Below are 12,564 nucleotides of genomic sequence, written 5' to 3'. Positions count from 1 at the left end.
CAGTAAAGCCAATACTAGGGCAAACAGCGGGGAAGTGTAAGTCCCTGTGGGGCTGTATAATGACCGGGACTTTCTGGTACATATATTCCCATGACTAAACTGGACCTCAACGAACGCAAACAACGCCTGTTGATGACGCTGGTGGAGCGCCATATTCGCGATGGCCAGCCGGTGGGTTCCAAGACGCTGGCTTCCGGCAGTGGTCTCAAAGTCAGCCCGGCCACCATCCGCAATATCATGGCGGAGCTGGAGGATCTGGGCATTCTGGCCAGCCCGCATACGTCTGCCGGGCGGATTCCGACCGAATTGGGTTACCGCATGTATGTGGATTCCCTACTGGCGACCAGTGTGATGGAGCGGCCGGATCACAGGGATCTGAAGCGCGAGTTGAACCAGCTGCTGGCGCCGGAGCAATCGCCGCAAGAGTTGATCGCCCAGGCGTCAAAGACGCTGGCGGAGCTGACGCGTATGGCGGGGCTGGTAGCGGTGCCACGCCGTGAGGTGAGCACCCTGCGGCAGGTGGAGTTTCTGCCCTTGTCGGGCAAGCGGGTGCTGGTGGTGCTGGTGGTGAACCGCTCTGAGGTGCAGAACCGTATCATTCATACCGACCGGGATTACGATGAGGTGGAGCTGCGGCAGGCCGCCAACTACATCAATCACACCTATGCCGGTTGCGATCTGAATAGTATCTGCGATGGCCTGCTCAATACCATGAATGCGGACCGTCAGCAGATGGATGCCCTGATGCAAACGGCGGTGGCGGTGGCCGACAAGGCCCTGCGCACGGAGCAATCTGATTCTGATTATGTGGTTTCCGGTGAGTCCAACCTGATTCAGTCTGCCGAGGCGGACAATCTGGGCCAGCTGCGGGATCTGTTTGATGCCTTCAACCACAAGCGCGATATCCTGCATTTGCTGGAGCGTTCCATGAAGGCCGACGGGGTGCAGATTTTCATTGGCCGGGAATCCGGTTTTCGTCCCTTCGAGGATTACTCGCTGATTTCTGCCCCTTACCGTGCCGAGAACGGCCCGGTGGGCGTTCTCGCCGTGGTGGGGCCCACCCGCATGGACTACGAAAAAGTGATCCCCACCGTGGATATCACCGCCAAGATCCTCTCGGCGGCCCTCACCCAGCTGTAATTCAGTTGACAGCTAACTGCCTGTAGCCGAAGGCTCTGTGGGAGTGGTCGTTCGACCACGATCCCTCGGCAGGGTGCTGAAAATCGCGGTGGAACCACCGCTCCCTCAGCATGATCTGACGCGGGTGGGGGGAGGCGGAGGGCCATCGCTTGCAGGCAAGCTCCCACAGGATGCGCTGACAGCCGCCTGAACGCGCCCTGCGCCGTCCCGGCACCCACCAACCCCTCTCGCGGCGCTGTTAACTGTTCACTATTAACTATTCACTACCTTTCCCTTGAATCCCCACCAACAGTTCCCATATCTTTGCCGGCTTTCCTGGAAAAGCCCGGTTTAGGGATGTGGAGTGACAAATGAGTGAGCAGGAAAAAGACCAGAAGGCCGCTGAGCCGCAGGTAGAAACCGTGGAAGAGCAGCAGGCTGCTCAGGCCGAGGCAGAGGCAGCCGAGCCCACCGCCGAAGAGGCGCTGGCCGAGATGGAAGCCGAACTGGCGAAAGTAAAGAAGGCACTGGGTGAGGCTGATGTCCGTGCCCAGGCCGAAGTGCAGAACGTGCGCAAGCGTGCCGAGCGTGATGTGCAGCACGCCCACAAGTTCGCGCTGGAAAAATTCGCGGGTGATCTGCTGAGTGTGGCAGACAACCTGGAGCGTGGGCTGGCGGCGCTGGATGCGCAAGACGAGGCCCTGAAGCCGGCCCGTGAAGGCATCGAGCTGACCCTCAAGTCCCTGCTGGATGTGTTCGGCAAGTACAACCTGGAGCAGATCAGCCCCAGCGATGAGCCGTTCAATCCGGAATTGCATGAAGCCATGACCATGGTGCCGGTACCCAATGTGGACCCGAACACGGTGATTGAGGTGCTGGAGAAAGGCTATCAGCTCAATGGCCGTCTGATTCGCCCGGCGCGGGTGGTGGTCAGCAAGGCGCCATAAAGATTCTGGTCGGACGTCTGACGTCGGAAGTCAGGCGCCCTGTTCGGCCGGTTTTGGGGTTTTGACGTCCGACGTCCGACGTCCGACCCGCTAAAAATGGCAATAAACAAAATCTTCACGCTCCCTTGAATTGGCAGAAAGCACCGCCATATAGGAGCCAGACGAGTTAACAAGTTCAACTGACCGAATCGCCGAAAGGGATTCGGGTGGTGTGAAGGAGAAAGAGACACATGGGCAAGATTATCGGTATTGACCTGGGTACGACCAACAGCTGTGTGGCGGTACTGGAAGGCGACAAGGCCAAGGTTATCGAGAACAGCGAAGGCGCCCGTACGACGCCTTCCATCATCGCGTACACCGACGACAAGGAAACCCTGGTCGGTCAGGCTGCCAAGCGTCAGGCCGTGACCAACCCGGAAAACACCCTGTACGCGGTGAAGCGTCTGATCGGTCGTCGTTTTGAAGACGATGTGGTTCAGAAAGACATCAAGATGGTCCCTTACAAGATTGCCAAGGCCGACAACGGTGACGCCTGGGTGGAAGTGAAGGGCGAAAAGATGGCGCCGCCGCAGATCTCTGCGCAAGTGCTGAAAAAGATGAAGAAGACCGCGGAAGATTACCTGGGTGAGACCGTCACCGAGGCCGTTATCACCGTGCCGGCTTACTTCAACGATTCCCAGCGTCAGGCCACCAAGGATGCCGGTCGCATCGCCGGTCTGGATGTGAAGCGTATCATCAACGAACCCACTGCTGCGGCCCTGGCCTACGGTATGGACAAGAAGGGCGGCGACCGCACCATCGCGGTATACGACCTGGGTGGTGGTACCTTCGATATTTCCATCATCGAGATTGCCGAAGTGGATGGCGAGCACCAGTTTGAAGTGCTGGCCACCAATGGTGACACCTTCCTGGGTGGTGAGGACTTTGACCTGGCCGTGATCAACTATCTGGCGGCCCAGTTCAAGGAAGATTCCGGTATCGATCTGGGTGGCGATCCGCTGGCCATGCAGCGCCTGAAAGAAGCCGCCGAGAAAGCCAAGATCGAGCTGTCTTCCAGTGAGCAGACGGAAGTGAACCTGCCGTACATCACTGCCGATGCCACCGGTCCCAAGCATTTGGTGGTGAAGTTGACCCGCGCCAAGCTCGAGTCTCTGGTGGGCGATCTGGTGACCCGTTCCCTGGAGCCCTGCAAGACCGCGCTGAAAGACGCCGGTGTGAGCGGTGCCGAGATCACCGATGTGATCCTGGTGGGTGGTCAGACCCGTATGCCGATGGTGCAGAAGAAAGTGGCCGAGTTCTTCGGCAAAGAGCCGCGCAAGGACGTGAACCCGGATGAAGCGGTTGCCATGGGTGCGGCCATTCAGGGTGCGGTACTGAGCGGCGATGTAACTGACGTACTGCTGCTGGACGTGACGCCGCTGACCCTGGGTATCGAAACCATGGGTGGCGTGATGACTCCGCTGATCGAGAAGAACACCACCATCCCGACCAATGCGTCGCAGGTGTTCTCCACCGCAGACGACAACCAGACGGCTGTGACTGTGCATGTGCTGCAGGGTGAGCGTAAGCAGGCCGGGCAGAACAAGTCTCTGGGTCAGTTCAACCTGGAAGACATTCCGCCGGCCCCTCGTGGCATGCCGCAGATCGAAGTGACCTTCGATATCGATGCCAACGGTATCCTGCACGTTAGCGCGAAAGACAAGGCCACTGGCAAAGAGCAGTCCATTCAGATCAAGGCCTCTTCCGGTCTGTCCGATGAAGAGATCGATCAAATGGTCGCGGATGCCGAAGCGCACGCGGACGAAGACAAGAAGTTCGAAGAGCTGGTGCAGACTCGCAACCAGGCCGACCATCTGGTGCACGCGACTCGCAAGACCCTCGACGAAGCGGGCGACAAGGCCACGGACGAAGAGAAAGAGTCCATCACCAAGGCCTGTGACGAACTGGAAGAAGCCGCCAAGGGCAGCGACAAGGACGACATCGAAGCCAAGATCAAGGCGCTGTCTGAAGTGTCTGCACCGCTGGCCCAGAAGCTGTATGCCGAGCAGGCCCAGCAAGCCGAAGGCGCCGCTGATGCCGACGCGGGTCAGCAAAAGGCGGGTGATGACGTTGTCGACGCGGAGTTCGAAGAAGTCGACGACGACAAGAAGAAGTAAGCGAAAGGCGTCGGACGTTGACGTCAGACGAACGACGCCGGGCCCTGCCCGGCGTCGTGGTTTGAGCCCAGAATACGGACCTGTATATGTCCAAACGCGATTATTACGAAGTGCTGGGGGTGTCCAAGGATGTCAGCCAGCAGGATCTGAAAAAAGCTTATCGCCGACTGGCGATGAAATACCATCCGGACCGTAATCCGGATGATGAAGAGGCATTGGCCAAATTCAAGGAAGCCAAGGAAGCCTACGAAGTCCTCGCCGATGAGCAGAAACGTGCGGCTTACGACCAGTTCGGCCATGCCGGTGTGAATGGTCAGGGCGGCGCTGGCGGTTTCGGTGGCGGCGGTGCTGGCGGCTTTGGCGATATTTTTGGCGATATCTTCGGTGATATTTTTGGTGGTGGCGGCGGCGGTGGCCGTCGTGGCCCGGCCCGTGGTGCCGATCTGCGTTATACCCTGGAGTTGACGCTGGAACAGGCGGTGCGAGGCTGCGAAGAAAAGATTCGTGTGCCCACCTGGGATAGCTGCGGCGTCTGTCATGGCTCCGGGGCAAAGGAAGGCTCGCAGCCGGTGACCTGTACCACCTGTGGTGGTGCTGGTCAGGTGCGCATGCAGCAGGGCTTTTTCACAGTGCAGCAAGCTTGCCCGACCTGTAAGGGCGAAGGTCAGATCATCAAGGACCCTTGCGGCAGTTGTGGTGGCCAGGGCCGGGTGCAGAACACCAAGACCCTGTCTGTGAAGATTCCGGCCGGTGTCGATACCGGTGATCGCATTCGTCTGGCTGGCGAGGGCGAGGCGGGGATGCACGGTGCGCCGTCCGGAGACCTTTACGTTCAGGTAGCGGTACGCGAACACGACATCTTCCAGCGTGATGGCACCAATCTCTATTGCGAGGTGCCGGTCAGCTTTGTGGATGCCACTCTCGGTGGTGAGCTGGATGTGCCGACCCTGAACGGCAAGGTAAAGCTGAAAGTGCCGGCCGAAACCCAGAGCGGAAAAATGTTCCGTCTGCGCGGCAAGGGTGTGACCTCTGTGCGGGGGGGCGCCCCCGGGGATCTGCTTTGCAAGGTGGTGATCGAAACGCCGGTGAAGCTGTCCAGTGAGCAGAAAGACCTGCTGCGTCAGTTCCAGGATTCGCTGGAAAACGGTGGCGATCGTCATAACCCGCGCAAGAGCAGCTGGTTTGAAGGCGTGAAACGGTTCTTCGACACCAAGTAAGTGTGGTGGTCAGTGAATCGGGAAAAGCGGAGCCGGGCAACCGGCTCCGCTTTTTTTGTGCCGACGAACCGGGGGGGCATGAGGAGCCATAACGCAAAAAGCCGGGTGGGCGACAGCAAAGGGTGATGGTGGTGGGGAGGCGGCCCTTTTGGTGGTCTGACGACCACTCCCGCAGGGACGATCCACTGTGTGGAGGCGTTCCGGTACGGGCTCAGCCGATAGTATGAAAATTGACCGGGTTCATTGTCCCGCTTCTGTTCGCTGCTATATTCTGCATAAAAAACAACAACAAATATCGAGGCAGTTATGGGTGCGTGGCGACTGGCATGGATGCTGGGGGCGATCCTGATGTTTCCGGTTTCTCTTTCGGCGGCGCCTGTGGATCAGGCTTACCAGCGGGTGGAGGAAACCTTTTCCCAGCGAGCCCCCTTGCCGCTGGAGGATGCTGTCATTAATGGGGTCTGGGTGTCAGTACCCTTCGATCAGGCGCCTTACACCTATACCTACGACGAGATCCGCGAACACTGGGCGACCTTCATGCGTGGGTTGCAGTTGCCCTATCCGTCTGCAGAGTACCTTCAGTCCCGCTATCAGCGTTTCCCGGCCCTGTATCGTGATCTGCGCTATCAGGATGATGATTGGCAGCAGCACAGTCGCAATGTGCTGGAGGTCTGGCAGGCCTTTTTTCGCGGTGATCTGCGTCACGCCCGGGATCTTGGGCGGCGCTATGGGGGCTATGCCCGGGTGCCTGCGGTGGTGGCGCAAATCGTCTACGCCACCTATCTGGCGCCGACCCACACCCAGAAGCAGCAATTGCTTCAGGAAGTGATTAACGAGATGGAGTGGTTCGGCCGTAATGCGCCTGTGTTGCCGGGGGATAAGGGCATGCAGTCGGATTACTGCATGATGCGGCTCGGTTTTGGCTACGCGGTGGCGAGGTTGGCCGAGGATGAATCGGTGCCGGCCACCCTGCAGCGCAACTATGCTGCCATGGTTATCAATGCGGCCACAGAGATGCTGGCGGTAGAACCGCAGCACCCCTTGGCGCTGTCGCTGAGCGCCGCCTTCGAAGCTAATGTGCTGCGGCGGGTGGGCAAGGCGGCAGGGCGGCTGACCCTGGCGGCCGACAGTCAGGATGCGATCCGCCCGTTCGAGGTATCGGTGGAGCAGGTGCCGGATCTGGCCATTGTGCGCTATGAGTATGCCAATAGTCTGCTTTACACCTACCAGGGCGATCAGGCGCAGCAGGCGCTGGCGCAATTGATGCTGGCGGCACAGTTGCCTGCCCGTTTTTCCATGGAATGGCTGGATCGGGCCTATGCTCGCAAGCGCCTGAAGGAAATCCAGGCCTGGCAGACCAGCGGCATGAGTTTCAAGCGCTTTGACCGCAAGCGCCGCAAGTTCATGGAGAAGGAGGATCGCAACCTCTACGCAGTGAATCAGCCCCCCTTTCTGGTAGACTAGCCGCCTTTCACAATATTGGCGGGGCTGTGTGGTTGAGCAGTTGCTGCCCGGTGCGATGTTCAAGGAATTCAGCATGAAAGTAGGCATTATCGGCGCTGCCGGACGCATGGGCCGTATTCTTATTGAGGCAACTCTTGCCAACCCGGATACCACTCTGGCGGCAGCGGTGGATGTGCCCGGGTCCAGCCTGATTGGCGCCGATGCCGGAGAGCTGGTGGGGCAGGGTAATGCGGGTGTGGCGTTGGCGGATGACCTGGCGGCAGTGGTTAACGATGCGGATGTGTTCATCGATTTCACCGTGCCGGAAGCTACCGTAAAGAATATTGAGGTGTGTCGTGCGGCGGGTACGAAGCTGGTTATCGGCACCACGGGCCTGGATGACGGGCAGATCGCGGGCCTGCGTGCGGCCAGCGAAGAGATCGCCATTTGCTACGCCCCTAACTACTCCATTGGTGTGAACCTGTGCTTCAAGCTGCTGGAAACGGCGGCTGCGGTGTTGCAGGACGAGGTGGATATCGAAGTGATCGAGGCTCACCACCGTCACAAGATCGATGCCCCTTCCGGTACCGCCCTGCGCATGGGCGAAGTGGTGGCCCAGACCCTGGGGCGTAACCTCAAGGATGTGGCGGTCTACGGCCGCGAAGGTCGCACCGGCGAGCGTGACCGCCAGACCATCGGTTTCGAGACCATTCGTGCCGGCGATATCGTTGGGGATCATACGGTACTGTTCGCTGCCGATGGCGAACGGGTAGAGATTACCCACAAAGCTTCCAGCCGCATGGCCTTTGGCCGTGGTGCGGTGCGGGCCGCGGCCTGGTTGGGCGGTCAGGACAAGGGGCTGTTCGATATGCAGGACGTATTGGGTCTTGCCGGTGATTCGGCGGGCTGGGGCAAGGGCTAAGAGGGTCGAGCCAAAATCGATCGTGGGAGCCTGCCTGCAGGCGATTATCGCTTGCAGGCAAGCTCCCACGGAGGCCTTTCCTGCAGCTCGTCGTGTGCCGGCGGCTTTGAGGGTGACATTTGTTCTCCAAAGCCCTAAAATGGCGCGCAGCCCGTGATGGGCGTGCGGGGCACACGAATGAAGAATTTCACGAAAAAGCGAGGTGGAGCAATCCATCTCGCTTTTTTGCGACCGGAAAGCTGTATCCGGTCACGGTGCCCTGCCGCATATCTCCCTTTATTTCTGCCAGCCTGGAGGTTGCGTTGACGGTTCCCGCCATTCTCGCTCTCGAAGACGGAAGCATCTTTCGGGGTGTTGCTATCGGTGCCACGGGTGAAACCGTGGGTGAAGTGGTGTTTAACACCGCGATGACCGGCTACCAGGAGATCCTGACGGATCCCTCCTACGCCAAACAGATTGTGACCCTGACCTATCCCCACATCGGCAACACCGGTGTGACCGCCGAGGACGAAGAGTCCAGCCAAATCTGGGCCGCCGGCCTGGTGATTCGCGATCTGGCCATGACGGTCAGCAACTGGCGTAGCGAAAAGTCCCTGCCGGACTACCTGCGTGAAAACAACATTGTTGCTATCGCCGATATCGATACCCGCCGCCTGACCCGCATTCTGCGCGACAAGGGCGCCCAGAACGGCTGCATTATCGCCGGCGATAACCTGGATGAGGCCAAAGCCCTCGACGCGGCCAAGGGTTTCCCCGGCCTGAAAGGTATGGATCTGGCCAAGGAAGTGACCGTCAAGGAATCCTACAGCTGGACGGAGTCCACCTGGGATCTGGAAAACGGACACACCGAGCAGAAAGACGCTCGCTTCCACGTGGTGGCCTACGATTACGGCGTCAAACGCAACATTCTGCGGATGCTGGCGGAGCGTGGCTGCAAGCTCACCGTGGTGCCGGCGCAGACCCCGGCTGCCGACGTGTTGGCCATGAATCCCGATGGCATCTTCCTGTCCAACGGCCCGGGTGATCCGGAGCCCTGTGACTACGCCATCGCGGCGATCAAGGACATCGTTGCCACTGGCAAACCGGTGTTTGGTATCTGCCTGGGCCACCAGCTGCTGGCGCTGGCCAGCGGGGCAAAGACCATCAAGATGGGCACCGGCCACCATGGCGCCAACCATCCGGTTAAAACCCTGGATGACGATACCGTAATGATCACCAGCCAGAACCACGGTTTTGCGGTGGACATGGACAACCTGCCGGACAACCTGAAGGTGACCCATGTATCGCTGTTCGATGGCACTCTGCAGGGGATTCATCGCACTGACGTGCCGGCGTTCAGCTTCCAGGGGCATCCGGAAGCGAGCCCGGGGCCGCATGACTGTGCGCCGCTGTTTGATCACTTCATCGAGTTGATGGAAGCCAAGTAATAGCGTCTGACGTCCGACGTCTGACGTCCGACGCAAAGACAACCGCAACATACGTCTGACGGTTAGCGAACTATGCCTAAAAGAACCGACATCAAAAGTATTCTCATCATTGGCGCTGGCCCGATCGTGATCGGCCAGGCCTGTGAGTTTGACTACTCCGGTGCGCAGGCTTGTAAAGCCCTGCGTGAAGAGGGGTTCCGGGTGATCCTGGTGAACTCCAACCCGGCCACCATCATGACCGACCCGGCCATGGCCGATGCCACCTACATCGAGCCGATCACCTGGGAAACGGTCGCCAAGATCATCGAGAAAGAGCGTCCGGATGCGCTGCTGCCCACCATGGGCGGTCAGACGGCACTGAACTGTGCGCTGGATCTGGACCACAACGGTGTGCTGGAAAAATTTGGTGTCGAGATGATTGGCGCCACCGAAGATGCCATCGACAAGGCGGAAGACCGCTCCCGTTTTGACAAGGCCATGAAAGCCATCGGCCTGGAGTGTCCGCGTTCTGCCATTGCACATAACATGGAAGAGGCCAATGCGGCGCTGGAAGAGCTGGGTTTCCCCTGCATCATCCGTCCCAGCTTCACCATGGGTGGCTCCGGCGGTGGGGTGGCTTACAACCGCGAAGAGTTTGAAGAAATCTGTCAGCGTGGTCTGGATCTTTCACCGACCAATGAGCTGCTGATCGACGAATCCCTGCTCGGCTGGAAAGAGTACGAGATGGAAGTGGTCCGCGACAAAAAGGACAACTGCATCATCGTTTGTTCCATCGAGAACTTCGATCCCATGGGTGTGCACACCGGTGACTCCATCACTGTGGCGCCGGCCCAGACGCTCACCGACAAGGAATACCAGATCATGCGGGACGCCTCGTTGGCGGTACTGCGTGAGATCGGTGTGGAAACCGGCGGCTCCAACGTGCAGTTCGGGGTAAACCCGGACAACGGCCGCATGGTGGTGATCGAAATGAACCCACGGGTGAGCCGTTCTTCCGCGCTGGCCTCCAAGGCGACCGGTTTCCCGATTGCCAAGGTGGCGGCCAAGCTGGCGGTGGGCTACACCCTGGACGAGCTGCAGAACGAGATCACCGGTGGCAAGACCCCGGCCTCTTTCGAGCCGTCCATCGATTACGTTGTTACCAAGATCCCTCGCTTCAACTTTGAAAAATTTGCCGAAGCGGATGCGGTGCTGACCACCCAGATGAAGTCTGTGGGCGAAGTGATGGCGATTGGCCGTAACTTCCAGGAATCCTGCCAGAAAGCCCTGCGTGGCCTGGAAACGGATTCGGTCGGCTTTGATCCCAAGGTAGATCCGGCGGCGCCGGATGCCCGTGAACAGGTGGCACAGATGCTGGCCACGCCGGGTCCGGAGCGGATCTGGGTCGTGGGCGATGCCTTCCGGGTTGGTATGACCGTGGAAGACGTGTTCAACATCACCAAGATCGATCGCTGGTTCCTGGTGCAGATCGAAGATCTGATCAAGGCAGAACAGCAGGCGGTGTCGCTGACGTTCTCGGGACTGAATCGGGATAACCTCTACGGCTTCAAGCGCAAGGGCTTCTCGGATGCGCGTCTGGCCCAGTTGCTGGGCGTCAAGGAATCGGACGTGCGCGGCAAGCGGGAAGAGCTGGATGTGCTGCCGATCTACAAGCGTGTTGATACCTGTGCGGCCGAGTTCGCGACGGATACCGCGTACATGTACTCCAGCTACGACGAGGAGTGCGAAGCGAATCCGTCTGACCGTGACAAGATCATGGTTATCGGCGGTGGCCCGAACCGTATCGGCCAGGGTATCGAATTCGATTACTGCTGTGTGCACGCGGCGTTCGCCATGCGCGAAGACGGTTACGAGACCATCATGGTCAACTGTAACCCGGAGACCGTGTCCACTGACTACGACACCTCTGATCGTCTGTTCTTCGAGCCGATTACTCTCGAAGACGTGCTGGCCATCGTGGCGAAAGAAAAACCCAAGGGCGTGATTGTGCAGTATGGCGGTCAAACTCCGCTGAAACTGGCCCGTGCCCTGCAGGCTGCTGGCGTGCCGATCATCGGTACCCCGCCGGATGCCATCGATGAAGCGGAAGATCGCGAGCGCTTCCAGCAGATGGTCAACAAGCTTGGCCTGAAGCAGCCGCCGAACCGTACCGCCCGTTCTCTGGAGGATGGCGTGCGCCTGGCAGAAGAAATTGGTTACCCGCTGGTGGTGCGTCCCTCCTATGTACTGGGTGGTCGCGCCATGGAGATCGTGTACAACGAAGCCGAGCTGCGTAACTACATGCTAAATGCCGTGTCGGTGTCCAACGATTCGCCGGTACTGCTGGACCGCTTCCTGGATGACGCGATCGAAGTGGATGTGGATGCCATCTGCGACGGCACCGATGTGGTGATCGGCGGCATCATGCAGCATATCGAGCAGGCTGGTGTTCACTCCGGTGACTCCGCCTGTTCCCTGCCGCCGTACTCCCTGGATGAGGACGTGCAGAACGTGATGCGTCAGCAGTCCCGCGACATGGCGTTGGAGTTGGGTGTGGTCGGTCTGATGAACGTGCAGTTCGCCGTCAAAGGTGGCGAGGTGTATGTTCTGGAAGTGAACCCCCGTGCGTCGCGAACAGTGCCGTACGTGTCCAAGTGTATTGGTGCTTCCCTGGCCAAGGTGGCCGCCCGCTGTATGGCAGGTGTCAGCCTCAAGGAACAAGGGTTTACCGAAGAGGTCAAACCGCAACACTACTTCGTGAAAGAAGCCGTGTTCCCGTTTGCCAAGTTCCCGAAAGTGGATCCGATCCTTGGCCCGGAAATGAAGTCTACCGGTGAGGTAATGGGCGTAGGCGCAACCTTCGCCGAAGCCTTTGGCAAGGCCTCTCTGGGTGCGGGTGAGAAAATGCCGGAAAAAGGCACTGCCTTTATTTCTGTGCGTGAGGTGGACAAGCCCGCCGCGGTGGATGTGGCGCGCATGCTGATCGAGCGCGGCTTCGATCTGGTGGCGACCCGTGGCACCGCCAAAGTCATTGCTGATGCCGGGCTGGCAGTAAAAGAAGTGAACAAGGTACTGGAAGGGCGTCCGCACATTGTGGATATGATCAAGAACGACCAGATCGCCCTGATTGTAAACACCACTGAAGGCAAGCAGGCGATTCGCGATTCCTTTGCGATTCGTCGCTCCGCTTTGCAGCACAAGGTGTTCTACACCACCACCATCACTGCGGCCCACGCCGTGTGTCAGGCGCTGGGTATCAGCGGCGAGCCCACCGTGCGTCGTCTGCAGGATTTGCACGCAGAAATGCAGTAATCGTCCCATGGAGCGCTCGGAGCTGAGTGCTCCGGGCGATTC

At 59.2% G+C, this 12,564-nt stretch carries 8 protein-coding genes; all 8 read left to right on the top strand.

All coding sequences use genetic code 11. The features are described 5' to 3' along the window. Positions 1-90 precede the first annotated feature (90 nt). On the top strand, positions 91-1,140 hold the full coding sequence (hrcA, locus tag A15D_RS04415; protein ID WP_022985331.1) for a heat-inducible transcriptional repressor HrcA: 1,050 nt from the start codon (positions 91-93) through the stop codon (positions 1,138-1,140). Between the two features lie 350 nt (positions 1,141-1,490). Then, positions 1,491-2,066 (top strand): nucleotide exchange factor GrpE, encoded by a 576-nt coding sequence (gene grpE, locus A15D_RS04410; protein ID WP_102790919.1) that lies wholly within the window; start codon positions 1,491-1,493, stop codon positions 2,064-2,066. 230 nt (positions 2,067-2,296) lie between these two features. Then, on the top strand, positions 2,297-4,222 hold the full coding sequence (gene dnaK / locus A15D_RS04405) for a molecular chaperone DnaK (RefSeq protein WP_022985329.1): 1,926 nt from the start codon (positions 2,297-2,299) through the stop codon (positions 4,220-4,222). A gap of 86 nt (positions 4,223-4,308) precedes the next feature. Then, complete coding sequence (dnaJ, locus tag A15D_RS04400; RefSeq protein WP_022985328.1) at positions 4,309-5,439, top strand: molecular chaperone DnaJ; 1,131 nt, start codon at positions 4,309-4,311, stop codon at positions 5,437-5,439. Between the two features lie 306 nt (positions 5,440-5,745). After that, positions 5,746-6,903, top strand: coding sequence for a hypothetical protein (locus A15D_RS04395; protein WP_233192065.1), 1,158 nt, complete (start codon positions 5,746-5,748; stop codon positions 6,901-6,903). 73 nt (positions 6,904-6,976) lie between these two features. Further along, positions 6,977-7,804 (top strand): 4-hydroxy-tetrahydrodipicolinate reductase, encoded by an 828-nt coding sequence (gene dapB, locus A15D_RS04390; RefSeq protein WP_102790938.1) that lies wholly within the window; start codon positions 6,977-6,979, stop codon positions 7,802-7,804. A 302-nt stretch (positions 7,805-8,106) separates the two neighbouring features. Then, positions 8,107-9,231 (top strand): glutamine-hydrolyzing carbamoyl-phosphate synthase small subunit, encoded by a 1,125-nt coding sequence (carA, locus tag A15D_RS04385; protein WP_022985325.1) that lies wholly within the window; start codon positions 8,107-8,109, stop codon positions 9,229-9,231. Between the two features lie 72 nt (positions 9,232-9,303). Next, positions 9,304-12,522, top strand: a complete 3,219-nt coding sequence (gene carB / locus A15D_RS04380; RefSeq protein WP_102790918.1) for a carbamoyl-phosphate synthase large subunit — start codon at positions 9,304-9,306, stop codon at positions 12,520-12,522. Positions 12,523-12,564 lie beyond the last annotated feature (42 nt).

This window comes from Alcanivorax sp. MD8A, from assembly GCF_002888555.1.
Taxonomy (GTDB): Bacteria; Pseudomonadota; Gammaproteobacteria; order Pseudomonadales; family Alcanivoracaceae; genus Alcanivorax.
The sequence above is the reverse complement of the archived record's forward strand: the minus strand, read 5'-3'. Positions and strand labels throughout refer to the sequence as shown.